The sequence below is a fragment of the Nocardia donostiensis genome (assembly GCF_002081715.1).
Classification (GTDB): domain Bacteria; phylum Actinomycetota; class Actinomycetes; order Mycobacteriales; family Mycobacteriaceae; genus Nocardia; species Nocardia donostiensis.
Genome location: NZ_MUKP01000034.1, coordinates 1 through 26,497, shown reverse-complemented (window position 1 = coordinate 26,497; position 26,497 = coordinate 1). Strand labels below are relative to the sequence as shown.

Annotated in this window: 23 protein-coding genes and 5 pseudogenes; 16 read left to right on the top strand and 12 right to left on the bottom strand. The window is 64.6% G+C overall.

Going from position 1 to position 26,497, the window contains the following annotated elements; genetic code table 11:
• Positions 1-313: 313 nt before the first annotated feature.
• Entirely contained in the window at positions 314-1,252 is a 939-nt protein-coding gene (locus B0T44_RS19655; protein ID WP_139348012.1) for a calpain family cysteine peptidase, read from the top strand.
• Between the two features lie 447 nt (positions 1,253-1,699).
• On the opposite strand, the gene B0T44_RS28425 is transcribed toward B0T44_RS19655, so the two are convergent.
• Entirely contained in the window at positions 1,700-2,392 is a 693-nt protein-coding gene (locus tag B0T44_RS28425; protein WP_281254087.1) for an SgcJ/EcaC family oxidoreductase, read from the bottom strand.
• A gap of 19 nt (positions 2,393-2,411) precedes the next feature.
• Between B0T44_RS28425 and B0T44_RS19645 the strand changes: the two genes are divergently transcribed.
• The 8 genes and pseudogenes from B0T44_RS19645 to B0T44_RS19610 all read left to right on the top strand — a co-directional run bounded on the left by B0T44_RS19645 (position 2,412) and on the right by B0T44_RS19610 (position 9,998).
• Positions 2,412-2,876, top strand: a complete 465-nt coding sequence (locus B0T44_RS19645) for a MarR family winged helix-turn-helix transcriptional regulator (protein ID WP_077121321.1) — start codon at positions 2,412-2,414, stop codon at positions 2,874-2,876.
• Positions 2,877-3,039: 163 nt separating this feature from the next.
• Positions 3,040-3,228, top strand: a complete 189-nt coding sequence (locus B0T44_RS27620) for a hypothetical protein (protein WP_217697570.1) — start codon at positions 3,040-3,042, stop codon at positions 3,226-3,228.
• Positions 3,229-3,730: 502 nt separating this feature from the next.
• Positions 3,731-5,725, top strand: coding sequence for a polyprenyl synthetase family protein (locus tag B0T44_RS19635; RefSeq protein WP_077121389.1), 1,995 nt, complete (start codon positions 3,731-3,733; stop codon positions 5,723-5,725).
• Between the two features lie 108 nt (positions 5,726-5,833).
• Positions 5,834-7,276, top strand: a complete 1,443-nt coding sequence (locus tag B0T44_RS19630; protein WP_077121324.1) for a flavin-containing monooxygenase — start codon at positions 5,834-5,836, stop codon at positions 7,274-7,276.
• 100 nt (positions 7,277-7,376) lie between these two features.
• Positions 7,377-7,720, top strand: a pseudogene (locus B0T44_RS28180) (molybdopterin-dependent oxidoreductase); the annotation flags it as partial.
• Between the two features lie 172 nt (positions 7,721-7,892).
• Complete coding sequence (locus B0T44_RS19620) at positions 7,893-8,276, top strand: hypothetical protein (protein ID WP_077121328.1); 384 nt, start codon at positions 7,893-7,895, stop codon at positions 8,274-8,276.
• 202 nt (positions 8,277-8,478) lie between these two features.
• Positions 8,479-9,177 (top strand): TetR/AcrR family transcriptional regulator, encoded by a 699-nt coding sequence (locus B0T44_RS19615; RefSeq protein WP_077121333.1) that lies wholly within the window; start codon positions 8,479-8,481, stop codon positions 9,175-9,177.
• Positions 9,174-9,998: a class I SAM-dependent methyltransferase gene (locus tag B0T44_RS19610; protein WP_077121336.1), complete on the top strand. Its 825-nt coding sequence runs from the start codon at positions 9,174-9,176 to the stop codon at positions 9,996-9,998. The genes B0T44_RS19615 and B0T44_RS19610 overlap by 4 nt, the downstream gene beginning before the upstream one ends.
• A 711-nt stretch (positions 9,999-10,709) precedes the next feature.
• Here B0T44_RS19610 and B0T44_RS27245 read toward each other — a convergent pair.
• From B0T44_RS27245 to B0T44_RS19595, 3 genes and pseudogenes are all read right to left on the bottom strand, one after another.
• Positions 10,710-10,892 (bottom strand): annotated as a pseudogene (locus B0T44_RS27245) (helix-turn-helix domain-containing protein); the annotation flags it as partial.
• Positions 10,889-11,284, bottom strand: coding sequence for a VOC family protein (locus B0T44_RS19600; RefSeq protein WP_077121340.1), 396 nt, complete (start codon positions 11,282-11,284; stop codon positions 10,889-10,891). The pseudogene B0T44_RS27245 and the gene B0T44_RS19600, both read right to left, overlap by 4 nt.
• A 10-nt stretch (positions 11,285-11,294) precedes the next feature.
• Positions 11,295-12,101, bottom strand: a complete 807-nt coding sequence (locus B0T44_RS19595; protein ID WP_254854247.1) for a helix-turn-helix domain-containing protein — start codon at positions 12,099-12,101, stop codon at positions 11,295-11,297.
• Between the two features lie 274 nt (positions 12,102-12,375).
• On the opposite strand from B0T44_RS19595, the gene B0T44_RS27240 reads away from it, so the two are divergent.
• Together B0T44_RS27240 and B0T44_RS19590 are read left to right on the top strand one after the other, a co-directional pair.
• The gene (locus B0T44_RS27240) at positions 12,376-12,549 is read left to right on the top strand and encodes a hypothetical protein (protein ID WP_175648139.1); all 174 of its coding nucleotides are present in this window, start codon (positions 12,376-12,378) and stop codon (positions 12,547-12,549) included.
• A 251-nt stretch (positions 12,550-12,800) separates the two neighbouring features.
• Positions 12,801-13,208: a hypothetical protein gene (locus B0T44_RS19590; RefSeq protein ID WP_077121345.1), complete on the top strand. Its 408-nt coding sequence runs from the start codon at positions 12,801-12,803 to the stop codon at positions 13,206-13,208.
• Positions 13,209-13,386: 178 nt separating this feature from the next.
• Here B0T44_RS19590 and B0T44_RS28175 read toward each other — a convergent pair.
• Positions 13,387-13,726 (bottom strand): annotated as a pseudogene (locus tag B0T44_RS28175) (DUF4192 family protein).
• Between the two features lie 30 nt (positions 13,727-13,756).
• Here B0T44_RS28175 and B0T44_RS28785 point away from each other — a divergent pair.
• Positions 13,757-14,260, top strand: a complete 504-nt coding sequence (locus B0T44_RS28785) for a hypothetical protein (protein ID WP_497006602.1) — start codon at positions 13,757-13,759, stop codon at positions 14,258-14,260.
• 214 nt (positions 14,261-14,474) lie between these two features.
• Here B0T44_RS28785 and B0T44_RS19575 read toward each other — a convergent pair whose 3' ends face one another.
• Positions 14,475-15,161, bottom strand: a complete 687-nt coding sequence (locus B0T44_RS19575; protein WP_077121355.1) for a TetR/AcrR family transcriptional regulator — start codon at positions 15,159-15,161, stop codon at positions 14,475-14,477.
• A 91-nt stretch (positions 15,162-15,252) separates the two neighbouring features.
• Here B0T44_RS19575 and B0T44_RS19570 point away from each other — a divergent pair, with 91 nt between their 5' ends.
• Together B0T44_RS19570 and B0T44_RS28610 are read left to right on the top strand one after the other, a co-directional pair.
• A complete protein-coding gene (locus tag B0T44_RS19570) occupies positions 15,253-16,434 on the top strand; it encodes a serine hydrolase domain-containing protein (protein ID WP_077121358.1) in 1,182 nt (393 codons plus the stop codon).
• Positions 16,394-17,110 (top strand): annotated as a pseudogene (locus tag B0T44_RS28610) (DUF1214 domain-containing protein); the annotation flags it as partial. The gene B0T44_RS19570 and the pseudogene B0T44_RS28610, both read left to right, overlap by 41 nt.
• Before the next feature lie 876 nt (positions 17,111-17,986).
• Here the strand turns inward: B0T44_RS28610 and B0T44_RS19560 are convergent.
• The 6 genes from B0T44_RS19560 to B0T44_RS19530 form a co-directional block, all read right to left on the bottom strand.
• A complete protein-coding gene (locus B0T44_RS19560; RefSeq protein WP_139348014.1) occupies positions 17,987-18,397 on the bottom strand; it encodes a hypothetical protein in 411 nt (136 codons plus the stop codon).
• Positions 18,398-18,537: 140 nt separating this feature from the next.
• Positions 18,538-20,355, bottom strand: a complete 1,818-nt coding sequence (gene asnB / locus B0T44_RS19555) for an asparagine synthase (glutamine-hydrolyzing) (RefSeq protein ID WP_077121363.1) — start codon at positions 20,353-20,355, stop codon at positions 18,538-18,540.
• A 1,379-nt stretch (positions 20,356-21,734) separates the two neighbouring features.
• Positions 21,735-21,923, bottom strand: coding sequence for a hypothetical protein (locus B0T44_RS27615; RefSeq protein WP_217697571.1), 189 nt, complete (start codon positions 21,921-21,923; stop codon positions 21,735-21,737).
• A gap of 609 nt (positions 21,924-22,532) precedes the next feature.
• The gene (locus tag B0T44_RS19540) at positions 22,533-23,030 is read right to left on the bottom strand and encodes an SRPBCC family protein (RefSeq protein ID WP_077121369.1); all 498 of its coding nucleotides are present in this window, start codon (positions 23,028-23,030) and stop codon (positions 22,533-22,535) included.
• A gap of 103 nt (positions 23,031-23,133) precedes the next feature.
• Positions 23,134-24,351 (bottom strand): RNA polymerase sigma factor, encoded by a 1,218-nt coding sequence (locus B0T44_RS19535; protein WP_077121372.1) that lies wholly within the window; start codon positions 24,349-24,351, stop codon positions 23,134-23,136.
• Positions 24,348-24,683: a YciI family protein gene (locus B0T44_RS19530; protein ID WP_077121375.1), complete on the bottom strand. Its 336-nt coding sequence runs from the start codon at positions 24,681-24,683 to the stop codon at positions 24,348-24,350. The genes B0T44_RS19535 and B0T44_RS19530 overlap by 4 nt, the downstream gene beginning before the upstream one ends.
• 455 nt (positions 24,684-25,138) lie before the next feature.
• Between B0T44_RS19530 and B0T44_RS19525 the strand changes: the two are divergent.
• Together B0T44_RS19525 and B0T44_RS19520 are read left to right on the top strand one after the other, a co-directional pair.
• Positions 25,139-25,713: pseudogene (locus tag B0T44_RS19525) on the top strand (NADPH-dependent FMN reductase).
• A 380-nt stretch (positions 25,714-26,093) separates the two neighbouring features.
• Positions 26,094-26,497, top strand: a 404-nt coding sequence (locus B0T44_RS19520; protein WP_217697572.1) for a hypothetical protein, incomplete at its 3' end; no start/stop codon positions are given.

The window sequence follows — 26,497 nt, the reverse complement described above, 5'->3', positions numbered from 1 at the left end:
GCGAGTCGACAATCAACGACGATGCCCTCGTGCTGGTGACAACCGCACTGTTTCGTTTCGGTACAAAAAGGCTCACTGTTCGTAAGTCGAATAGTGACGTGGAGCTGGGACCTGCTCGGGGGTGGGTCGCTGCGCACCTGGTTGGATGGCAACACAAGGTAGTGGCCAGTTATTGAAAGGAAAGCTGTTGCCGGGATTGCCCCAGGCATCGCAGATATGGCGTGAAGTACTTCGGCGGGCGAAAAGAATCATTGATGGCGTTGCTCATGCCCGCAGCGGTCCCATGAGGGAAACGGCCGAAGGTGTACGGGAGGTGGGCGGCACCGCGAACGCCAGCGACCGGGAACTGGCAGCACCGATCTCGGCACACACCTTTGACCACTCCACGACGGAAAAGGTGGCGACAACCACAGATGAAGACGAAAAGCATGCCCGGTTCGTCGAGGAGTACATGGCCAGAAACGAGCTGTGGCGCCATCCTGCACTGGATGATCCGATTCGTGGTCACGTCGACGCTTACCGATCGGACGGTGAGCCGGCTCTCCCCGACGGCTGGCAGTACCGATCCGTGCCCCTTGTGATGCCGACCGGGCCCGTGGAGGGCATCCAGCGCAAGTGGGCGAACTGCCACGTTGTCGCCGGACTCAATGCTCTGGGAAAAAAGGAACCCGAATCACTCGTAGACATGGTGTCCCAATCCGGTGGAAAGGTTGTCGTCCGAACCCACCTCGGCACCTACACTATGGATGCCACTCTCCCGTACACCGCGGAGGGTGTACCGGCCTACGCGGCAGCACCCGACGGCTCCACCCTCGTCGCCTACATAGAGAAGGCTGGTGCGGCCCACTTCGGCTCATACCGGGCCTTCGAGTACGGCAACGCTGCGGATTTCCTGTTCTGGGCCGTCGGCGATCGTTATCCGATACCCAACATGGTCGATGTTCGCGACATGTCCATCGACGACCTACGCGGCATCATCGACTCGGACTTCCCCACAGCGGTCAACATAGTCCCACCGGAGCGTCCGAAAGACATTCCCCCCGACCTCGCTGAATATGGTCTCGTCACGAAGCACGTCTACGTTCCGGACCAGCTCGACGACGATGGAGGCGTGGTCCTCGTCAACCCGTGGGGAAAGAAGCACTCCATCGGCATGACGCTGGAGGTCCTGCACAGGATGAACGCCACCCTTCACTGGGTGAGTACAACCCCCTATCAACGGAGCGGTCCTGGACCGGCTGGAGGCTCCTGATATGTCGGAGCCCTGGTGGATATCGACCCTTGTAACCCGGTCCGTACGACTCTGTCCTTCCTCGCGTAGACCCCGGCAGGCAGGGGTTTGGTTTTCACCCATTTACCGCAGGATTTCCTCGACGGTGAGAACTTCTACGGCTCCGAGGCCCTCTACCAGCAGTACGAGGTCGAGCGCGGGCTGTGGCGCTTCGGTATCGACCCCACACGTGCCGGCCCCTTCTGGGCGAATACGGCTTGCGCGTGGTCGAACAGCCCACTGCGCAGGAGTACACCGCCAGGTATGTGGCGCCCACCGGCCGGGATCTGCCGGTTTCGGAATTGGAGCGATCGGTGTACGCGCAACGCGTACGAGGCCCGCAGCGCCTGTGCCGGCGACAACCGGCAAGGCCGCTCCGGCTGGGACGAGCTGAATCCCGTCCCATTCCACGCAGGATGACACAACGAGTCATTCTGCTTCGGCGGCTGGGCGGGTGTCGGGGTACCAGAGGAATTGGATTCGTTCCATGACCTTACTCCGCTGGGTGTTGTGGAAGGCGGCCACCCGCCACACGTCTCCATCGCGAATCAAGGTATACGACTGCACTTTCGATGGAGACTCGGGAGGCTCTCCCTCGAAGGTGTCACCGCGGGTGAGCATCACGGCCACATCTTCGGTGAGGAAGCGCAGTGCCAGGTATCGGTCTGCGAGACGAGTGCCTGCCAATGGTCCGTCGAACAAGGCGCGGTGGCTGTTCACAATGTCCTCGCGGCCCGTGTAGACGGTGCCGACCCATGTTGTGTAGGTGGCGTTTCCGGTGAAGAACGAGCCGTACGCTTCGGCGTCATTGGCGTCCCAGGCATTTGTCAAGCCGGTCATGGTCGCGCAGATGCCTACTAGCGCCTGTTCGTCGGGTGCGTCGCCCGGCCCGCTCGCGGGCACCTCGGCGCAGGACGAGACGCCGGTATCGGCCACCGTCGACGTGGCGCCGAGCCAGGCGTAGGCGCTGGCGCCGGCGATAGCAACGAGAGCAACGCCCGCGCCGGCATAGTAGGGCCAGCGTCGGCGCTTCGTAGTCGCGGTCGGCCCCCGTTCGGCGTAGGCGCTGGCGGTTTTCGTGGGGCCGGCAACAGGCCGACGGGCAAACAATTTTCCTTGCACGTGTGCAACAATTGCAATTGTGCAGGATAGTGTCAAGCGTTCGGATGCTGAGGTCACACCCGACGCCTACCGCCGCTACCTGGCTGCCGTCGTCCAGTTCCACCTGGCCGCTGCCGAGGCGTGTGGCCTCGGTGCCACCGACTACCAGGCGGTCAGCTTGCTGGATGTGGACGGGCCGATGACGACCGGCCGGCTCGCTGACCGGCTCGGGTTGTCGGCGAGCGCGACGACCCGCGCGGTCGATCGTCTGATCGCGGCCGGGCTGGCCGAGCGGGTTGCCGACGAATCGGATCGGCGCCGCGTCCTGGTGCGGCACACCGGTCGGCAACCGGACGGGCTCGAGGCCTTGCTGGCCGGTGTACAAGCGCCGATCGGGGCCCTCATCGCCGGCTTGGACCCGACTCAACGCGCCGGACTGGCAGCCTATTTCGACGGGGCCGCCGACGCGTATCGCCAGGCGGCCATCGGTATCAACCGGGCATGACCCGTTCGCTGCCGAAATGGCGTCCTGACGCTTCCGCGCGCTTCCCGATCTGCCCTTCGAGCGGTCTGGTCGGTTTGCCGGTGTCAGGGTGGATGCCGGTGGTCATGGGTCTCGGTGGGCCCGGGAACCAGCAGTATCGAGCGCCGCGCATGGTTCGGATCGGGTGTGTCGAGACCGATTCACCGGCGACTCGGTGCAGCAGTGCGACAAGTCCGCTGCGGGAGGCGCGGACGATGATCATCTCGGCGTGCTCATCGTCGACAGCTTCTCCCTGCACACACGTGCAGAGGTTCGGGACCGGGCCGCGGCCAACAATGTGGAGCTGGTGTTCTTGCCCACCTATTCGCCCTGACTGAACTGGATCGAATCGGAATTCGCTGCGTTGCGGTACTTCGCACTCAACGGCACCGATCACCGCACCCACACCGAGCAAGACGCTGCGCTCGGCGCCTACATCCGCTGGCACAACCAGCACGCCCGCCCCCACCGAGAGTTCGCAGTCAACTCCCCGATCAGACGCCCTGATTACCTAGCCAACGTTGCTTGACGAGGCACTAGGGCGGGATCTGTGATGGTCGTTTCGTCCCGCATCCGCTGGCAGGTACCGGTTTTCGCGCTCGCGGGTTCAGGCTTGTGCTGGTCGAGTCGCTCGAGGTGCCGCTGCGGGTGTGTTCCGGGCCGGTCCTGATGAGAAAAGCCGAATGCCGATGGGAAGTACTCGCCTCGAGTGTACTGGTCAAGCCTGTATTGACAGGGAAAACCGGTTTACGACAACGCTTTTCGTGTGAGGATGTTACCAACTTTCGTTGCTCAGCGGTGTTGTGGATGACCGTGTAGCCAGTCAGGAGCGTAGCGTGCCGTCTGAAAACATTTCTGCCGTCTTCCCGTATCTGGAGGCGGACCTGGACCGTGTCCGCCTCATTCTCGGTCCTATACGGTTCGAGGGCAGGCCGGAGTTGACGGCACTCACCGACGAGGGGCCCGACACGTCTCGCCGCCTGGTCCGTCCCACGTTGACCTTGCTGTCGTATTACCTGCTCACCGATCCCACAGTCCCGGCTGAAGATCGGGCGGTGTGTGCGGCTGCCGCGGTGGAGTTGCTGCATCTGGGTTCGCTCTACCACGACGACGTCATCGATCACGCCTATCAGCGTCGAGGCCACCCCAACGCCAACGCGGTGTGGGGCTCGCATATGGCCGTACTGGGTGGAGACTCGGTGACGATCGCGGGTATGCACCTGCTGGCCGAACTCGGCCAGCGCGAAATTCTCGCGGGAACGCTCGCGAGCAAACAGATGTGTGCCGGCATGGTGATCGAGGCCGCCGACCTCTACGACGCGTCCCGCAGCGAGCAGAGCTACCTGGACGCAATCGACGGCAAGACCGCCGCGATCCTCTCGCTGGCCTGCCGCGTCGGCGCGATGCAGTCCGGCCGACCCGACGATCAGCAAGAGGCGCTTGCCCAGTTCGGTCGATACTTCGGGCTGGCATACCAGCTGCGTGATGACATCCTCGACCTGACCTCGACCGTCGACGAAATGGGCAAACCCGTCAACGCGGATCTACCCGAGGGGATTTACACACTTCCCGTGATCCGCGCGGCCGCCCGCGACCGTGATCTCGGCCGGCTGCTGCGCAAAGGAATGACGGGAGAGGAAGCCGCCCGTGCCCGTGAGCTCGTCATCGCCTCAGGCGCCGTGGATGAGGCACAAGCGTCGGCCGATGAATTCATGGACCAAGCTGCCGCTCAGCTTGCCGCCGTACCCGTCGACCCGCGCGCCTGCCACGCGCTGTCCGGATACGCCCGGTCCGCACTCGACCGGCGAACGCCTGGTCCCGCAGCCTCCTGGCAGCCGACCCAGCCACGCGGAGCGCACGATGACGCGGTTTCGCCGGAGGTCGAGCGTTGGTTGAAGAACTGGATGGTGGACACCGGCCTCGCCGCATCTCCCGCCGAGTTGGATTACCACCGGTGGTTAGGAGCGGTCCAGATCCCGGCAGCGGCCTTGGCCCCGGCAGCGGACACGGCTCGGGAACAGACCGCCTACGGCATGGGTGTGCTGGTCCTTGTCTGGGACGACCTTTTCGAGGATCCGCAACTAAGAGACCCGCAAGCTGTCACCGCGCTGCGGCGTGGTCTGGTGGCAATGGTGCGCCAGGACCCGGAGACGCTGCGAGGGAAGGGAGCGGTCCCGAAGGCATGGGGGAGTTTGTGGCCGCGTTTGCGGGAGGGCCGCAGCGCCCACTGGCAGGAGCGGTTCCTCGACGGCCTCGAGGAGTGGTTCGCAGCCGCCGAGCGCGAAGCGCACTACCGCATCGACGGCTACATCCCACCCACAGCCGATTATCTACCGCTGCGGATGTCGACAAGCGGGGCCGAGGTCGCCCTCGCCTGTATGGAGGTGTACCAGGACCGGGAGCTGCCGCCGAAGCTGCGCAGTCATCCCGTGATCCGCCGTCTGGAGGAACTTGCCTTCTTGGTGACCTTCGTGGAGAACGACGTGGCGGGATTGGATCGAGACGAGATCGAACACGTCCCTTACAACCTGGTCAGGGCGATCCGTCACGAGACAGGGTGCACGCGCGAGGAAGCCATCGAGCAGGTGCAGCGCCAGACGGCCGAGTATCGTGCCCAACTCGAGTCGGTGGCCCGCTACATCCCTGCGCTCCTGCACGCGCTTCCTGGCCTGTCGGGCCAAGGGAAGGAGTACGCGTCGATTTATAGAAATATGACGAACGTGGCGCTCTGGGGGCGCGAGAGCAGTCGGTACACGCCCTCTGCTTATGCGGAGCCGGACTTGGAACGCTTGCGCCGCGAGATCTACGACCCGGCGTACGCCGCGCCATGAGCCCCTGCTGTCGGTCGAAGAGGGTATCCCGCGCTATCCACTGGTGGTAGCGCGGGGCGGTAACGTCAATAGGGCAAACGTAGCCTGATGCGGCATTAGGCTGAGTTCGTGGCTGTAGTCATCGTCGGCGCAGGATTCGGTGGGGTGGCGATGGCGTTGGAGCTCGTGCGCTCCGGTCACCGTGATTTCATCGTCCTGGAGAAGGCATCCGAGGCAGGGGGAGTATGGCGGGAGAACACCTATCCCGGTGCGGCGTGCGATGTCCCGTCGCCGTACTACTCGTTCTCCTTCGCTCCGAATCCCAGGTGGTCGAGACGGTATCCGGAGCAGCGTGATATCAAGGACTACCTGAACCGGCTGATCGACTACTACGGTCTGCGCCCGCACCTCCGGTGCAACACAGAGGTAACCGGCGCGGTTTTCGATGCGGCAAAACGGCGGTGGCAAATCGAGACGAGCACTGGCGAGACTGTGTATGCCGATGTGTTCGTGCCCGCCACTGGCCAGCTGTCCCGACCGGCAATTCCGGCGATCCCGGGCCGGGAGTCGTTTGCGGGCGTCAGCTTCCACTCCGCGGAGTGGAATCACGACTACGAACTCGCCGGCAAGCGAGTGGCAGTTATCGGAACCGGTGCGAGCGCCGTCCAGTTCGTTCCGCGGATCCAGCCGGCGGTGGCCCACCTGACGGTCTTTCAGCGATCGGCTCCTTACATCCTGCCGAAGCCGGACGCCGCGTACGGTCGCTTGTACCGGTTGACTTTTCGGCGGAGGTCACTGTTGCAAAGTGTGGAGCGGCTGCTGTGCTGGTCGGGCGGGGAACTTGCCGCCCTGGGCCTTGCGGGGAATCGAAGCATCGCAAGATTTGTCGGCTGGATCGCGAAATGCAACCTGCGCCTCTGCGTTCCGGATGAGAAACTGCGGGCTGCGCTGACGCCGGACTATCCGATCGGGTGCAAGTGTGTGCTGTTCGGCAACAGCTTCTATGCTGCGCTCACCGAAACAAATGCGCACCTGGTGACCGAGCCCATCAGCGAGATCACTCCCCGAGGAATCCGGACTGCCGACGGTATCGAGCGCGACATCGACGCCATTATCTACGGGACAGGCTTCCTGACGCAGGAATGGTTGGCTCCGATGAGGGTTCGAGATCACAATGGTCGCGACCTGCACGATGTGTGGGCTGCGGGCGCACGGGCCTACCTGGGCATCGCGGTTCCCGGTTTTCCGAATCTGTTCATCATGTACGGCCCGAACACCAATCTCGGCTCCGGTTCGATCATCTATATGCTCGAACGCCAAGCACGCTACATCCGCCAACTCATCGAGTATCTCGGTACTCGTCCGGGAACCGTGCTCGACGTTCGCGCCGACGTCGAGCAACGCTACGACACCGAGGTGCAGCGCAGGCTCGCTTCGACGGCCTGGGCTTCCTGTGCGAGCTGGTATCGCTCCGAAACCGGTCGGATCTCGTCGAACTGGCCCGGTCTGGTCAGTGAATACGACCGGCGCACCCGCCGAGTCGAGATCGCGGACTACCGGCTCATGCCGTAGACAGGGGGTATGGGTGGTCCAGCAGTGCCCTGCCTCGTCCGGACTGTCGCGTACGACTGCCACTGACCAGGCTTGGGATCGCTTCGTCCAGTAGGGCGGAGTTGATCGGGTTGCGGTGCGGAACCACGGCCGGCTCGGCCCGAAGGATCTGTTCGGCTGGCAGGCCGACAACTCCGCAGACCGATCGACCACACCGCTGATCCGCCGTGACAGCCGGCTGGTCGAAACGGACTGGGACACCGCTATGGATGCCGTTGTGGGCCGTGCCAAAGAATTGCTGGCCGAGCGTGGCCCAGCTCGACCGGGTTCTACACCACCGGGCAACTGTTCCTGGAGGAGTACTACACCCTCGGGTTGATCGGGCACGGCGGTATCGGTACCAACCATATGGACGGCAACACCCGACTGTGTACGGCCACCGCGGCCGCGGCGTTGAAGGAATCGCGCAGACTGCTGTGGGGCCCATGGTGATCGTCGCTGTCGACCATACGCGCAGTCTCCTCTGCTGCGCGTCGGATTCGCTCGCCGGTTTCTGCCGCGCAGCGCGAAACTCCTGGTTGCGGCGACCCGGTGGTGCCCGGTGCGCCGGTGGATGGTGGGCGCCATCACCTAGTACTTGACTGGAGACGCGGTCCGCGCGACGCTCGTCTTCCTCGCCAAGTCCCCGCCGGGTAGCGACCTGGTTTTCACCCATTTGCCGCAAGACTTCCTCGACGGCAAAGCCTTCTACGGATCCGAGGCCCTCTACCAGCAGTACAAGGTCAAGCGCGGCCTATGGCGCTTCGGCCTCGACCTCATCGAGGTACCGGACTTTCTCGCCGAATACGGCATGCGCGTCGTCGAACAACCCACTGCGCAGGAAATCTCCACCCGTTATATGGCGTCCGTGGGCCGGAATCTACCGGTGTCAGAATTGGAGTGGTCGGTGTACGCCGAGCGGATACGAGACACGCAACGCCACCTCAACGAGCTGAGGCAGCTCCCAGTGCTGGACCCTTGAGGGAGACGCGGACCGGCAACAGAGTGCGTGTGGAGAGGTATACGAGTCCGGCCTCGGGCGAAGCTGCAAGTCGCCGATCCGCGCAGATCGGTTGCCGACCGGCATCCCGGCTCCACCGCTGCCCTCGGCTTCGAGCGGTGATAGTGATGAGAATTAGGCAATACGTTTGTATTGCACACAATACCTATGTATTGTCCATGTTATGGATTCGGACATCGGCGCCCACGTCCGCGCTCCGGGGGACCTGACGGCACGGGCCAGGATCAGAGACGCCGCCTTGGAACAGTTCGCCGAACACGGCGTCAAAGGCGCCACGATGCGCGGGATAGCGGAAGCCGCCGGTGTGTCACTCGGGCTCGTGCAACACCACTTCCGATCCAAAGACGCGCTGCGGCAAGCCTGTGACGATGTCGTCGTCGACGAATTCCGCCGGAAGCTGACCCGTAGCGCCACCGAGGACACCCTGGGCGAACCCGGACCGCTGGCCGATCTCTACGCGACCAGCGGCCCACTGCTGCGTTATCTCGCCCGGGCAATGATCGACGGCTCGGCCGCAGCGGCCGAGGTGTTCGACGAACTCGCCGCGGGTGCAGCGGATTTCCTCAGCCACACCTGGCCGGACCGCTTCCCGCCGGATTCGTCGCGGGTCCGAGATGCGGCCTCGGTGATGGCCGCCATGCACAGCGGGACGGTCGTACTCCACGACCACCTCGCCAGGCGATTCGGCGCAGACCCGCTCGACAGCGCACACGCGACCCGGATCGGGACGGCAATGCTGGACCTCTACGCCGCCATGGGCGAATTCGCTACCTCACCCACCGCAGAACGGATCCGGGACTCCACCGCGACATACCACCACAGCTTCCGTGACCACGCCGCCCAGACCGGAGAGCAACAATGACAACACACTCCATCGACCACCTCACACCTCTGGCGAAAACCCTGCTGATCACCCTGAAAGGCCGAGCCCTCGACAGCACGGAGAAGAAACCCATCCTGGGCGACGACCTGGCAGCCGAACTCGTCCGCCGGCTCGACTACGACCTCGACACGGTCAAGCTGACACTCGGCGTTCCGGCCGCGATCGCGATCCGCAGCAGCATGCTCGACCGAGCAGTCCGCAACTACCTACACGACTATCCCCACGCCGTGGTCGTCGAACTCGGCTGCGGCCTCGAAACACGCATGTTCCGCCTCGATCCACCCGACACCGTCGATTGGTTCGACATCGACTTCCCCGAGGTCATCGAGCTACGGAAAGCCCTGCTGCCGCAGCGGGCCAACGCCCACCAGATCGGCATCTCACTACTCGACCCGAACTGGACCGACACGATCCCCGCCGACCGCCCGACCGTCCTTGTTGCCGACGGCGTGCTCGGATTCCTCACCGAATCCGACAACAGACGGATACTCACCCACATCACCGACCACTTCGCCGGTGGTGAACTCGTCTTCAACGCCTACACCAAACTCGTCGCCCGGATGAACGGCCGCTACACAAAAGTAGTGGGAATGCCCGCAGATTACCGGGGTTTCGGGATCAACGAGCCACGAGACGTGGTCGCTCTCAACCCTGAACTCACCTTCCTCGAAGAGCAGTTCGGGGACGCCTCCCCGGAGGCCGGACAGCTCAACATCGGATACCGACTCCTCGCCGCGCTGTTCGCGCGCTGGCGAGCCCAGGCCCGCCGCGGCGTCTGGGTGGTGCGTTACGGCTTCTGACCGGAAGCAGGCACCTCGTCCGTGTCGGTTGTCCTGGCTCAGAAATTGTTGCCGCACTTGACTGATCCGGCTATCGGCGAGATCGGTTGAGGCGCTGCAACGGATGTGGGGATCAGTTCCCGACCGGCGGGAGCCAATCGCCAACTGCCTAAACGTAGACAGCGGGACTTCGAGCTGCAACGCGTGTCCCGCACCCGCGATGACCGTCGGTGTCCAGTCGGGCCGACGCGTCGACCAGTCGCCGATCCATCCTCGTGCGATCAGATGATCGGCCTTGCCCCACAGCAACAGTATTGGCGAGGTGACATCGCGCACAGCTTCTTGCACCTGCTGGCGCTCGACGAACATTGTGGTGAAGGTCGAGGCAAACGTCGTGATGCTGCTGCCCAACTGCTTCGGCCGTACCGCCCACAGCCCGTCACGTATGAGTTCGGACAACTCCGCCGACATCGACCGGCTTGGCCCCGACGCGGGTTAGGCGGTGTCTCGAAGTAGGTGTCGAGGTCACAACCATTGGTCGATGGCGGCGATCTGGATGACATCGAGGTAGCGGGTGGCGAGTTTCTCGTAGCGGGTAGCGACAGCGCGGTGTTGTTTGAGCCGGTTGATGCCACGTTCGATGGTGTTGCGGTGCCGGTAGATCTCCCGGTCGAAGGCCGGTGATCGTCCGCCCTGGCGTCCGCGGTTGCGGCGGTGTCCGGCTTGATCGGCCGGGACCGGGATCGTGGCATCGATCCCACCGCCCCCGTAGCGGCGCCACCGATTCACCCACTTGGACGCGCATGCCCGAGAGATTCCCATCTCGGCCGCCACGTGCGCCATTGGTCGGGTGCGGCAGCGCTCGACGAGCCGACGCCGGCCTTCGAAGCTCAGCGGCGAATTCCGATGAGTCATCGAACCTGACGAAGGTCCCCGCTGATGACCCAGAGATGTCCGAACGGGTCTTTGACCCTGCCTTGCCGCTTGCCGTACAGCCGGTCGTCGATAGGGATCACGATCTCGGCTCCATGACGCACCATGCGCTCCGCTGTCACGTCAGGGTCCGGCACTGTGAGCAGGATCAAGACGGGCGAGCCGCCAATTGATCGTGGATCATTCCATCCCCATTCCTCCACGCTCTGCGCTAGCGCGAACGCGACGGAGCCGAGTGTGAGTTCGGCGTGGTTGACGATGCCGTGGTTATCGGCGACTCGAAGTTGCACCTGGGCGTCGAGCGCCCGGGTGTAGTAGGTGATCGCTGCGTCGGCGTCGGAGACCAGGAGTTTGGGGAGCAGTTGGCTATTCATGCCCCTATCGTCATGGGGTGGGGCGCTGCCAGCCTTGTAGATTTCGGCCCTCTTCATCAAGCCAGGCGGTGGGACTCGTGCCCATCAGGTCACGGAAATCATGCACAAGGTGACTCTGGTCGTGGTAGCCGTACTCGGCGGCAACCTCGGCCCAAGAGCCCGCCCCTGCGCTAGCACCTATCAAAGCGGAACCCAAGCGTGCGACCCGAGAAGCGAACTTGGGGCTGACTCCCAGGGAGCGCTGCATCACATACCGTAGCCGCCGAGGGCTCAGGTGGGACGCTTGCGCCAAGTCTTCCACCGACACCGCACCTCGCGTGTCTCTGATCAGATCCAGTGCTCGGAAGGCGTCTTCGGGCTCGCCGCCGTGATCAGTCCGATGCAGCTGGTCGAGAAGCCTTGCACGCAAGACCGCCTCTCGTTGATCGACCGGCCGGTCGGCGAGTTCTTCAGACAGTGAATTCACCCATGGAAGAACCGCATCGGCGCTCACACCGCCAGCGTCTACCTCACTCAGCGGCACCCCGGTCAGACGTTGCAATGCCGATGGCGACAACTCTACGTAGGCGATCGGCTGCTGCGAACGCAGAGTCGTGGCCGCCGCCACGATTCCCGGACGCATGAACCCGGCGACGATTGCCCGAACGTGGCGGACCCTTGTGTCGTAGTGGACCTCGATCGGGCCGTCCAGGCTCACCACCAATCGAGCCGAGAGCCCAGGGGCGGCCCGATGCAGACGCGACGCTCCGTCGTGTTCACTGACAGCCACCGCGCCGATGCCCAGGGCGAGACATGCGTGACGTAGCTCCACCGTCACATAGTCGCACCCCTCGACAGCCTCACCAGACAGAAGGGACATCTCAACAACGTGTTGTCCCGCAACAACTAGTGCTGACCTCGGTGAAGATCGTGCTGGTCGCGATCGGGTCGCTCTGGTCACAGGTCCACACGCTGCTGACTCGGGCCTCCGAGCACGCCACCGCTCCAGACGACCGCAAAGCCTGCCGCATCGCGGCCCTCATGGCCCACGAGCTGCGTCACCCTGAACAGATCGACTACCGACGCGATATCAACCGCCGGATCATGGCAAGGTGGTCGCCGCACTCGAATGTGCCGATGCCGAGTGGATGCCCGAGCGGTGGGGCTATGACACCGACCTCGGGCTGATCAATGCCACCGGCCGGTTCGACATCCGCAAGGTCGAACGCAACGGTCGCAAGACCCTCGAGGTCCGCGATCGAAAACGTCCAGATGTCAGCCGTTGACACCGGTGTGTCCGTGACAGCGGCCCACCGAAACATGTCGGGAGCGCTGCACGGCCCGGTATCCTGGCGGGTGGGAGATCAGGCAGACGGGCCAACGAAGGAGCCCGGCCATGCCGAAATCAGGGTCGAATCGGTCCACGCGTCCTACGCTGCGTAATCCTGATGTTCGTCAACGATTGGAACGCGCGAGAGAACGCACTCGTGAGCGTCGTCAGCAGGCTCGGCACCGTGAACAGGTCATCACTGGTGCAGTGAAGCAGTACATCGCAGCGTGGGACGCGATCACCGCGTGTCAGATCGCACGCGACCGCGACGTCGAGGCACTGCAACAACAGATCATCGCTGTGCAGGCACGCGCAGCCGAGCAGATCGCCGAACACCAAGCGCGCCAAGCCTACGCCGCGGCCACGATCCGCGACCAAGGGCAAACCGACCACGAGGTCGCCGACCTGCTGGAAATCACCCCCAAGCAAGCCCGTCAGCTCATCAACGCCGCCCGCGCGACCACTGACGGTGATACCAGCGACCACCGGCCACCTCTATCTGCTGGCCGCACGTCGCAGCCTGTCGAAACTGGTCCAGACCCCCACCCGCCGTCGCGGTCGGCGGTGACGTTGGGCAGGGCAGCCGACGATGACAGCGCAGGAACGCCGGGATAGACGCTGCTCGGGCAGGCGCACTACGGGCCGTCTCACATGTTGTGACAGCACCGGCCCTGCACACGAACCAGCGAAACTGCGGCGGCGTAACCGCTACCTCGCAGAAACGCCTTCACCGAGGCGCGCCCCTTGAAACCAATCGTCTTCCGGCCGAGTCCAGATGCGGGCACCCAGCCGGTCAAAGCGCCGTGGGCATGTCGACACCGAGATCGTCGGCGACCTCCCGGCCGGCGCGCGCCAACATTCGTATACGTTCCGGTGGCAGGCCCGCTTGCAGTGCGGTGTGCACCAGAGCGGCCAGCAAATGCCGCGGGTCAGCGGTCAGCGCGGAGTCCAAGGCGATTCCCGCCAGTGGGCCGTCTCCGCGCGTATAGGCAAAGCAGGCTGGCGGCCTGGACGCGGTCCGAACTGGCCAGGACACGAGACAACCATGCACACACCTGTTCGGCCGCGTCGGCGTATTCGGTCTCGGTCACCGCCAATATCGCATTGCGCACCCGCAGGTCACGCAACGCCATCGCGATCTGCGCCAACTCGAGCATGAGGCGATGAATACCGAGCGCTTCCCATACGTCACCGGGTTGATGGCTGGACAGGAACCGGTACGACGGTGCCGTCTGGTCAGCGAGACGGACACCATCTCCTGCCCGGTTGCTACCGCTGCGATCACTTCTGGAGCCCAACGGGGACCGCTCACGATCCGGAAAAGAGGACCAACCGACCAACGGCCCCGGAGTGCCACAACACCACTGCGGCGATGCGCCCTCCGTCGAACTGTTCGAAGGCCTGTACCAAGCCATGGACTTGCCACCAGCTCTGACCGCGAAGGGGCTGGATGGTCAGGCGGCGGCCAGCCTAACGGCTCGTGGCGGCGAGGGGCGGCCGAACATGCCGGACCGATCAACCGACTGCTTTCGCCTTTGCCAGCTGAAATCGATTGGGCAAAGGGGTTACTCGGGCAGGTTGGGCAATCGAACAGCCTGGACGGGTCCTACCGGCCGCAAGTGGCGCGGGCAGCGAGAGTTGTCGAGCTTGCTGAAATATACGTCTGAACCCACCCGTCAGTTTCGCGACCAACTGCTCGATTGAAACGTGCAGGCCGATCACGATGTCGAGACGGGACCACCCTTCCGGTTGGAATCCTGAGGGCGACTAGAGCCTCTTGCTCCCGTCGGCGTCGAGGTTTGTGGCATCCACCTCACATGGTTTCGCCGCGATGCTCGCGCGTGGGTGCTGTTGCCCCTGATGGCCGGAGGGGACTCGACGCTATCCACGTCCGGACCGGAGCTCGATGGCGTCCAGGAACAGATCGAGTGCCACGTCGAACTGATCTTCCTGGTCTACTTCGGCCAGGTACGGCGCGACTGCGGCGATGCTGGGGTAGCGGGCCGGGGGCAAGGCAAGATATTCGCGGCTCCAAGCCTCCCGGTCGCCGGCCATGGCTTCCTCGGGTAGGGCCATGAGCGTGGCCTCCATTGATGAGTAGGCCAGTGCGACCTCTACCAGCGCTCGGTAGCACGATGCGGCTTCGCGGCCTTGCAGCCCGGCCCGTAGGAGGGCGCCGAGCACGATTTCGGCGCCGTCGAATTCAGACGCTCGTCGCGCGGTGCGGCCCGACACCGCGACGGCCAGCTGCGGATGAGCGCGACAGGCGAGCCGCACCCGCTGAGCGAGATCCTTGAGGGTTGCCCGCCAGTCGTCGGTTACCTCCACACCGCTGAGTGCTTCGGCCATCAGTCGATCGGCCAACGCCAGCATCAGTTCGTCCTTGCCGCGGAAGTGCCGCAGCACCGCGGTGTGATCGACTCCGAGCTCGGTGCCGAGCCGCCGGAAGGTGAGGGCCTCGGAGCCGTCGCTCTCGATGACGCCCATCGCCACCTCGATGATCCGGTCCGGGGTGAGCACACCTCGTGAACGGCGCTTCCGGGTCGAGGTCGCAGGGCTCGTTGGCATCGGAACAGCATACCGTCGATTTAATCACCACTGTTGACACCGGTGGTGTCGAATGGTTGCATTCCGGTCACCTCACAGGAACGGAGTGCGAATGTTCAAGCGAAGCCTGGCCGTAGCGGTGTCGGCGGCGGCGGTGTTGACGGCGCCATGGGCGGCCCCGGCGCAGGCGGACGGTGCCTTGCCGTTACCGCTGTTGCCGCATGTGCCCTTCTACTTCACCGACACCGCGCAGGCGTCGAACCGGCCGGAGCAGCTGACGGCTCGGGGGCTCACGGCTCTGGACGCGACCTACGTCTACAACGGCAAGACGAACACTGTCGCCGACTTCCTCCAGCGCTCCTCGACCAGGGGGTTCCTGGTCATGAAGGACAACCAGATCCTTGACGAGCGCTATTTCAACGGCTATTCGGCCACCAGCCGGTTCAATTCGTGGTCGGTGGGGAAGTCGATCACCTCGACCGCGGTGGGGATCGCGGTGTCGGAGGGGCGGATCGCCTCCGTCGATGATCCGGTGACCAAGTACATCCCGGAGCTGTCGAAGAGCGGTTACAACGGTGTGAGCATCCGCGACGTTCTGCAGATGTCGTCGGGCACCGCCTACGACGAGACCGACTACGCCGACCCGACGAAGGGGTCGACCGCCACCACCATCCGCATGGTCGCCGGCACGTCGCTGACCGACCAGGCCGAGGAGATCAAGCGGGAGCGGCCGGCGGGGACCACGTGGAATTACGACTCGATGAACACCTTCGTCCTCGGCTGGGTCGTGTCGAAGGCGACCGGGACGCCGCTGGCGGATTACGTGCAGGACCGGATCTGGAAGCCGGCAGGAATGCAGACCTCGGCGTTGATCGGTAAGGACTACCAGGGCAACGCCATCGGCTACTGCTGCTATCACGCGACGGTCCGCGACTTCGCCCGATTCGGGCTGCTATATCTGCGTGAGGGCCGGGCCGGTGGGAAGCAGGTCGTGCCCCAGCAGTGGGTCGAGGACTCGACCCACGCCTCAGCCCCGCACCTGCAGCCACACAACCTGCGTCCCGACAAGCCCGAAAGCTCGGAGAACAACTACGGCTACGGCTATCAGTGGTGGCTCGGCGACGGCGACCGCGGCGACTACTCCGCGATCGGCATTCTCGGCCAGTTCATCTACGTCTCACCCAAAGACGGCATCGTGATCGTCAAGACCAGCGAAGACCTCGACTCCGAGATCAACATGGGCGAAGCGATCCATGCCTTCCGCGCTATCGTCGGCGCCGCCGCCGAGCGATGACCTCGAAACCGTGAAGCTCACCCGATCCCGTAGCGCCGACACACGGGGCCGGGTGTGGCGCTCGTCTGGAGATCTGATGTCGACCATCGACGAAAGCCTTTGCGCACCTATGTACTCGGAAGGTGGCACCGCTGCCGCACTGAACGAGTTCGCGATTTCGCTGCTGTCCGGCACCCATGTCAACCTGTCAGTCGCCAGGCATTTCCGGATTCCGGCCACAAGCACTTTCCTCGTCGTCGCTGCTGGGTTCGCCGTTGGCCCGGATGCTGTGGTGGCGGACCGGGAGGCGATGGTTCCCGAGGCCCGGTTGAACGACATCCGCCGACGCCTGGCCGCCGACACCGGCCGGAAGATGATCGCCAACCTCGAATTCAATCCCCGCGCGGAACGTCCGAGCACCTACCCGGCGACGCACTGGAGAAGTGCCACCGGCATGCAGTCCCACACACAGGAGCGCGGTCCGCTCGCCGAGATAGACGAGCGCGCCGCCCCGTTTCGTTTCGGCTTCGCGATGCAGAAGTTCCTCCACGCGGGGGCCAAACCACCGATCGGTTCCGGTGCGGCCTATCTGACCAGTTTTCGCGACTCCTCGGGCGCCCACCTCGACGGGTCGAAGCAGTACGTGCTGCGGGTACCGCCCAAGGCTCCGATCCTGGCGTACTGGTCTGCGTCGGCCTACGACGCCGAGGACTTCCACTTCGTCACCACCGACACCCGCTGGCCGTCGATCTTGAGCGCGGTGGCCGGCAGATTGCGCTCGCCCTCGAGCCGGCCGTTGCCCGCCTCGGAGTCGATGAACTTCTGGATCTGGCCTGCCACGTGCGCCAGCGCCACACGCTGTTCGGTGGCAGCGGCGCCACGCTCCTCGGCGTGGCGGCACAGTGCGCGCATCAGTGTCGGTGAGACCGATTGCCAGAGTTGGGTTTCGCCCTTTTCGCACAAGAAGGATCAGCGACTGTACAGGGTCGAGATCTTGCGGGCGCAGCGCCAAAGCGCCTGCACGTCGCAAGAACGCACCGGACGCATCGAAGTGCCCACGGTCTCGGCGGACTTGTTGCGGGTTGCACGCAGGGTGCAGAACAGATACCTGGCCTTGCGCCTGGATCGCACAGACGCCACCAATGTTTCATTGACGGGATACGAAACCGTGGCGGTACTGACACTCGACCGACGTGATTTCCGCGCAATCAGCCCGCTCACCGGTGATGCCGCGTTCCGCCTGTTGCCCGATGATCTCTAGTGCCGTGTCGAGCAACATTCGGTAGGTAATCCGGGGTGGATTCTCAAGCCTGTGCTACGAAGGCTGAAACCGTGGCCGCGGTTGTCAAATGGATGCGTTGGTACAACACTCGGCGCCGTCATTCATCGATCGGGATGGTCGGCCTGGACTTGCGCACTGTGAGACATAAGCGAACACACCGAAGAGCGGCCGACGGCGTCACCCAGGGATTCGAACTTCTGCCGGAAGGCGTTCCGGCCGTGGGCGCGTCGGTAATCGTCCTAGCGGGAGCGATCGTAGTCCGTTCGGGCGCTCGGCGATCGAACTGCGGCGTTAGATGTGGTCGTGGCCAGAGCGGCGTTCGTGGTCGATTTCGTCGTCGCGTTCGCGGTCGCGCTGATAGTCGGTTTTGGCGTTCACGTTCCACGAGATCGGGTGTGCGCCGGGGCCGCAGTCCTGGCTGAACTGGATTGTCGATTCGGGGCGAATCCGTACCTCCTGGACCAGCGGGCGGAGGTCGCTGCACATTACGAATGCTCCGGCGGTTGCCGGGCCCACATCGGTATTCGTGCATTCGATATCGACACGACTGTCGACCGGAATCGCTGAGCAGAATGCGTCACCGGGCGGCAGCGCCCGAGCAGACCCCGCGCCGACAGTCGTCGATACCGCCACGGCCGCGAGACCGGATATCACCGCGCCCACGATCGATAGCCGCCGGGCACTTCTCTTGGGGATGGACACCGAATTTCTCCCTTTCGCTGCACTGCAAAGCAATTCCCGAAATCATATACATCGCGGAGCCGGATTCCCAACGGAAGGAGTTCGCACGGTAGTCATGTTTCCTGGCGGCACGCGGACGAGCGTTGTGGCCGGAGGAACTGTCAGAGGACCCGGACGCGCAGATCGCGCAACCACGAATCGGTCTCGAGAACATAGGCGATGCGATTGAGGTCGGTCCAGTCACTATTGTTGGCTACGCCACTGCGGCCGACGATGTCGGTGACTGCCGACGGATCGACGATCTGCCATACCGGAGCATGCCGATCGGCGAGCACCGCGCGCGCGGCATCGTATTGCGCGCGCTGGTAGGAGGCGGTCTGTGCCATCGGATAGCCGCTCTTGCGCCGGTAAGTGACCTCATTGGGCAGCAAATCGGCTATCGCCATGCGCAGGATGCCCTTCTCGATACCTCCGTGATTCTTCAGTTCCCACGGAACGTTCCATGCATACTGCACGAGCTCGTGATCGCAGAACGGAACCCGAGCCTCCACCCCGGCAGCCATGCTCATGCGATCCACCCGGTGCAGAAGATAATCGAGGTAGAAGGTGTAGGTCATCCACGAGATCTCACGTGCTCTGCGGTCGTCGGGGCTGTCGGTCGACAGCCGAGGAACACGTGCGCGCGCCGTGGCGTGGCTGTCGCGCGCATAGTCGCGGAACCGGGGACTCGAGGCGAACTCCGGACGCAGTAGTCCGACCGACTCACGGAAGACGTCCTGCCATGCAAATCCGTCGGCTGCCGTCGACCGCCACCACGCATACCCGGCGAACGCCTCGTCTGCTCCCTCGCCGCCGACCACCACAGTGGTGCCGGTGTCCCTGATGTGTCGGAACAACAGATAGAGCGAGACATTGGCCGGTCGATGCATCGGGCGGCCCCAGATACGCAACGTGTGTCCCTCGGCTGCGAGCAGGTCGTCGGTGTCGACGATGCAGGTCGAGTGGTGGGAACCGATGTGAGCAGCCACTTTCGCCGCCCACGGCGCGTCTCGATCGATATGCAGCGCTGAGGACGAGTAATTGGTGTCGCCCGGGGCGAAGTCGATGTCATACGTCGCCAGGGGCCCACCCGTGTATTCGGCCATCGCCATCGCCGACAACGCACTGGAGTCGACGCCGCCCGACAGCATGGCGCCCACTCGGACGTCGGAAACCAATTGCCCCGACACCGATTCTTGCAGCAGCTCACGGACGCGTGTCGCGGTCGCCGCGGCGTCCGCGCGATGCGGCCGGGCCTCCAGCCGCCAGTAGCAGCGCGACACCGACCCGTGTGGACCGAAGGTCATGATGTGCCCGGGTTCCACTTGGCGGAATCCGCGCAGCACGGCGCGATCGCGATTCACCATCGGCGCCATGCAGAACAATTCGGCCACCCCGGTCTCGTCCAACACGGGTTCGACCGTCGGATGGACGAGTATGGTCTTCTCCTCGCTGCCGAACAGGACCTGTGCCCCGTCGTCGAGATAGAACAAGGGCTTCACCCCGAGCGGGTCTCGGGCAAGTGTCAGCCGGTGCGCGTGCTCATCCCAAATCGCGAACGCGAACATGCCGGTGAACCGGTCGACACACTGTGGTCCCCACTCGGCGAAGGCCTGCAACACCACCTCGGTGTCTGAGTCGGTATGGAAGACCCGGCCATGGCTTTGCAAGGTGGAGCGCAGCGCGCGAAAGTTGTACAGCTCGCCGTTATAGGTGAGGACCAGGCGATGACCGGGTCGGTCGCCAAGCGTCATCGGTTGCGCCCCATGGGCGAGGTCGATGATCGACAGCCGGGTGTGGCCGAACGCGGCGTGGGTGCTCGTCCAGCATCCCGAGCCGTCCGGACCGCGGTGTTGCAGCTGCTCTGTCATTCGCGCGACAACAGCGTGGCCGTCGCGATGCAGGCCACTCCATGACACAAAACCGGTGATACCGCACATTGCCTTCTCTATTCACTGGACGAACGACCACAAGATGGTCAGCGGAACAGGGGGTCGAGGGTTGTCTCACCGGTTCCGGGGGACCGCTCGCGACGGTCAGGGGTGGCTGGATCGTGGCGCTCCGACCTAGCGAGGGGACCGCAGTTCGGCTCCGGCCGGCGACCCGGAATCCGATCGCCGGATGACGTCTCCGGGCGTCAGATCAGCGTGACGTCATAGTGGAGTCGCGCGAATGGCACGCCCGCCTCCAACAGCCGAAACAGGACGGCCCGCATCAGTCGAGGTGACCCGGCGACGTAGTAATCTGCGTCCTGGTGTACCGCTGCTGTGGCCTCTTCGCCCAACCGGCCGGACATGCACCTCGACGAGGCGCCCGCCATCTATCGGCACGGGGGAGAACACCCTGCTGTCGAGCCGAACGCGCGAGCGGTGACGGTGGCGTGCTGCCCAGGACGCACGTGATACTCGTCGTCCATCTCCACGCTGATCACCGAGATTTCGTCGGTGTGTCTGCGGCGTGCGACCAACCGAGCAGTTGTAGTCGGGGTCACGGCATCCGCCACGCCTGCGGCCATCGCGTCGGCCACAACCCGATAGATGCGACTCCAAAGCTCCGCTGTCTCCGAGGTCCATTCCGCTTCGTTCGCACGGACAGGGCTGCGAGTAGGGCCACACCGACCGGCGCGTAATGCAGCCGATCCGCGCCGAACACGCGGTGAGTGGAGCTGAACCCGCGCAACATCGGGACGAGTGTGGTGTGGTAGTCCGGTATAGATCCGCAGGTTGCCACCACTTGGGCGAGACGGTCGATCTTTGGAGTCACCACGCTGCGAAACAACGGCGCATAACGCTCGAGCGCGGCGTAATAGGCGGCGAAGAACTTGGTCGGTTGCGCGATGGCTCGTCGCAACGAATCGTTGACCTGCTGGTGCTCGATGGCCGTGAGGATGGTGTTGGAACCGAACGCCTGACCGGGCCCGATGCCCCAGGGTCAGTAGCGCAGCGTCGGTGACACGATCCTCGGATGAGGACACATTGCAGGGGTGCTGGCGTTGTTCGGACTGCGCCTGTGAAAGTCCGTGATGCAACTTCGATCCTGTCGAGCGTGGTAGCGATTCATGAGGTCGGCAATTCACCACGTGTGGTGTACTGCGGATGTCCGGGAGCAGCCGGAGAAATCCCGTTCGGAAATATCTGTCCAATTGCTGATAACAAGTTTCGACCAGGGCCGCCCCCCGGCCAAGTAGGGAAAACCCTGCATCCGCGTGGTGCCTGGATCTACTCCGAACCGCACGTGTTCGGTAGGGGTCGCGGAGGATTCTCCGGCCGGCTTCCCAGCCCGCGCTTGTCGATCACGCGTCGGACGAAAAGCCTGGAGCTCACAATCGGTCGGGCGGGCCCAGCCGGCAGGAATCAGTGCTGGAACTGCGCCGGACGACTTCTCGGGTATTGCACTCCAGTGCTTTCGCGGTGCGGGAATCAGCGGGCAGGAACGTTTCCAGCCGCAATTCGGAAATCGTGACGTGCACGGCGGTGGCGAAGGTGGTGATCGCGGTGATCAGGCTCAACTCGCCGAGGCTGGACCGAAGCCGTAGCGGGATGGCGAAACCGAAATGATCCGTGCCGACCGGGGCGGGTGCGGTAGATAACCCTCCAGTTCGGCCAGCCCGGTACGGGCGGACGTGGCGTGGTGGGTGCCGGGGGCGAGTTGGCGAGGGCGGTGTCGACGGTGAGGATCCCGGTTCGTGGTCCCGGGTGGCGGTGTCATCGACCCGCAGCGGCCGATCCGGTAGTCAGGCCGCCAGTATCCCCCGACCGCCAACAGTGCACCACACCCCTGACCTACGGCAAAGCCGCAGGGAGGGCCTCGGGCATCTCGAAGACGATCGGGCACGGCTGTTCCGTTGACCGGAATGCGTTCCCATGTTCGATGTGCCCTACAACCCCCGCAGGGTGAAAGCGGCTGACCTGGGCTTTCGTTATGAAGCTTCCTCCTGCTTGTCGGCTGGGGCCTGGCAGTCGTCGTGGCAGCGATGACCCGCGCCGGGAGGAGGAGCTACAACTGGACCGGCGGCTCATCCCTCGATGGCGTCGGAACGAGGTTCGTGCAATCCGTGTGATCTACGTGCCGTCGATCAGAAAGCATAGAGGCTCAGCTCCTTCCGGATCGCGGTGGATCAGGCGTCGTACTTCGCGAACGGCAGGCCGGTCCCGGTGGTGATCAACTGCGGCAGGCTCTTGGTGATGTAGTAGGTCCAGCCGCGGGAGCAGGCGTCGAAGCATTCGGATTCCGCGGCGGTCAGGCCTTTGTGCACGAAGTGCAGGGTCGTGCCTGTCCGGTCGGCCGTGATGTCGAAGACGACGTCGGTGCCGGTCCATTCGTCGCGGTCGTCGACGAAGCTGAGGTCGGAGTCGACGACGTGCCAGACCACCCGCTTGCCCGGCACCACCTCGGTGATCCGGAACCGGCTGAACCGGATGCCGTCCTTGTGCGTCCTGGCCGTCTCTCCCGCGTAGTTGATGTCGTCGGTGAAGACGAATTCGTCGCCGACGGCGGCGGTGTTGCCGATGATGTTCTGGTTCCACCATCCGCGCACATCGGTGACGGCGGAGAAGACCTCCTCCGGCGACTGGGCGACCGACATCGTGGCGCTCAGGTATTCGGTGTTCGACATTGTCTTGCCTCTCTCTCGGGTGGTTTTGCCCCACCGACGAAGGAGAGCGAACGGGATCGACATCGGCGCGAAAAAAGTTCTTCGAGATCTCGGGCAGGATGTGTCAGCACCCGCGGAGGCGTTCTTCCAGGTAGCGGCGCTCGGCTTCGGTGGGTGCAAGTTCCAGCGCCGCCTCGTAGGCTGCGGCGGCTTCGGTGAGCCGGCCGTCGCGGCGGAGGAGATCGCCTCGGGTCGCGGGCAGCAGGTAGTAGCCGTCGAGGCAGCCGGACTCGGCGAGCTCGTCGACGAGGGCGAGGCCGGCGGGGATGTCGTCGGCCATCGCCACCGCCACGGCGCGGTTGAGGTCGACAACGGGAGACGGAGCCAACCGTGCGAGTTCGCCGTAGAGTGCCGCGATCTGCGGCCAGTCCGTGGCCGCTGCGTCAGGCGCGGTGGCGTGACAGGCGGCGATCGCGGCCTGCACCTGATACGGGCCGGGACGACGCATGGCCAGCGCGTCGTCGAGCGTCTGCACGCCTTCGGTGATCAGCGCGCGATCCCATCGGGATCGGTCCTGGTTCTCCAGCGTGACCAGCACACCGTGGTCGGTGCGGTGCTCGCGGCGGGACTCGAGCAGCAGCATCAAGGCCAGCAACCCCCGCGCCTCGGGCTCGGTGGGCAGCAGCCGAACCAGGACCCGCGCGAGATGGATTCCCTCGGCTGTCAGCCCACGGGCTCCGTCCTCGTCGTCGTAGCCCTGGTTGAAGATCAGATAGAGCACCGCCAGGACGGAGGGGAGTCGTTCCGGCAGCAGTTCCGCAGGTGGAACGCGGTACGGAATGCCCGCCTCGGCGATCTTGCGTTTCGCACGCACCAAGCGTTGTGCCATCGCGGACTCGGCCGTCAGGAACGCCTTCGCTATCTCGGCGGTGCTGAGTCCCGCCAGCGTGCGCAACGTGAGGGCAACCCTGGCCGGGAACGGCAGCGCCGGATGGCAGCAGGTGAAGATCAGCCGCAACCGCTCGTCGGGAATCCTGTCCGTCGGCGGCTCGATCGGGTCCCGTGCCAGCACGACAAGCTGGCGCATCTTCGCGGCTGCGGCCGTGTCCCGGCGGAGCCGGTCGGTAGCCCGGTTGCGCGCCGTCGTTGTGAGCCATGCTCCCGGACGGCTCGGGATACCATCACGCGGCCACGTCGTCAGCGCCGCGGCGAACGCCTCCTGCGCGCAGTCCTCGGCGAGATCCCAATCTCCGGTGAACCCGATCAGGGTCGCGATCACTTGACCCCACTCGTCGCGAAACGCGGCGTCCACCGCCGCGCGTACTGCCCGTGGCGCAGTCATTCCCAGACGGGGCGGATCTCGATGCAACCCCAGCTCGCGTACGGATGACGTGCTGCTATGGCGATCGCGTCGTCCAGATCCGCGCAGTCGATGATGTCGATGCCGCCGACGAAGTCCTTGGTCTCGGCGAACGGTCCGTCGGACACGAGCGTTTCGTCCTCGCGGACGCGGACTGTCGTCGCGTCCGCCACCGGACGCAGGCGCGCGCCGCCCAGGCTGGCGCCGCGCCGATCCACCTCGTCCGCAAACGCCTGATACGCCGGGTCGGCGGCGATCTCCTCCATGGAGGGCGAAGTCGTTTCGTCGTCGCAGATCAACAACACGTACTTCATGCCGCCATCATGCCCGCAAGTAACGCATGTGGCACCGTGCTGGGCACGTTTCGATCTGCTGGTGAGTCTCCCCGACGGGCCGGTCGCCGCGGTCGCGCGTGTGGTTCAGTGGCGACCCAGGCGTCTACCGTGCCTTCCGGCGCCCAGATCGGGATGAGCCCGGGCCGAATTCCGGCGGCAGCCACATCAGCGCCATTCACCGGAGAATGCGGACCGTGACCGGCTGGCGGATCCGATGGGTTCGTTCGGCTTGGGGGAGATGGCGTTGGTGATGCGGTGGGCGAGGATGCGGAGGTGGTCGACGAGTTCGGGGGGCCGAGCACACCGAACCGCATACCTGTGACGATATGGACCCACCGCACGGTCGGCATCGCCGTGTAGGGCGGGTGTAGGGGACGGGTAAGCCCGACCGGCCAAGCTCGTGACCGGACCGACCTCAGCTGGAAGGGACTGTGATGCAGGCGACCGACACCGTGCGCGTCGCGAGCATCATCGGCAGCACCCGGACACAACGCTTCGGCCCGACCGTCGCCACCTGGTTTCACCCCGTCGCAGCGGAGCACGGCGGACTCGACCTCGATCTGATCGACCTGGCCGAGGTCGCCCTGCCGAGGTGCTTGCCGACCCGGATGCGGCGGTGACGGCCCTGGGCGAGCGCCTGGCCAGGGCGGACGCCTTCGTGATCGTCACGCCCGAGTACAACCACGGTTACCACGCTTCGCTCGAGAACGCCATCGACTGGTTCGTCGACGAGTGGAAGGCGAAGCCGGTCGCGATCGTCAGCTACGGCGGCATCTCCGGTGGCCTGCGGGGCGCCGAACAGCTGTGCCCGGTGTTCGTCGAGCTGCACGCCGTGCCGATCCGGGAAACCGTCAGCTTCCACTCGTGCTGGAACAAATTCGACGACGACGGACAGCCGCTCGACCTCGTCGGAACCGGCGCCGCCGTCAAGGCGCTGCTCGCGCAGCTCACCTGGTGGGCGCACGCGCTTGCCCTGCTGAGCAGGTCGGCGAACAAGCGCTGCGGGTAGGCAGGTCGGTACCGGTTGTAGAGTTCCGCCGTCCCGCGAAACAGATCCTCACGGTAACCGGGACGAATAGGCCAACTCGGCGGCATCGCCGCAGACGACGAGGTCTCGGTCATGCACCCATGATTCTCCCAATCCGAAGAAGATTCCTATCCCAGCCCAGAGCCGGTACCCTAACCCCGCTGCGGTCTCCAAGACGCCGCCTTCAGCGTCACTCACTGGCCGCTCCAACAGCTGCGAAACGATCGAGGACATCAACGCCGGTCGCGTATGTGCCTGGGGCGATTGCGGAAGCGGCCCGGCCACTGCCTTGCTATGTGCTGGTGGACCGACCGGGGGATAGGGGCTGGCGTGGTGCAGTGCTCGGGCCTCACGATAGTGCGATGGTCGAGAGCAACCCGAATCGTGTCGAATGGCATGAGCTGCCGCAGCAACTTCGGCGCGAGATCGAACACCGGCTCGGCGCGCGGGTCCGTTCAGCAGTGACACAACCGGGCGGTTTCAGCCACGGTATGGCCGCGCGCCTGTCCTCGGACGACGGCCGAACCGTCTTCGCGAAGGCGATCGACAGCCACACCCCACTGGCCGAGATGTATCGGGCCGAGGCAGCGACCGCGGCAGCATTACCGCCCACCGTCCCAGTACCTGCGCTGCGGTTCGCCCTCGATACCCACGGCTGGTTCGTCATGGTGTTCGACGACATCGAGGGCCGGATGCCCCGGTTCGACCGGCCTGCCGAGCTGGCTGCCGTGCTCACCACGGTCGACCGCCTGGCGCGTGCCCTGAC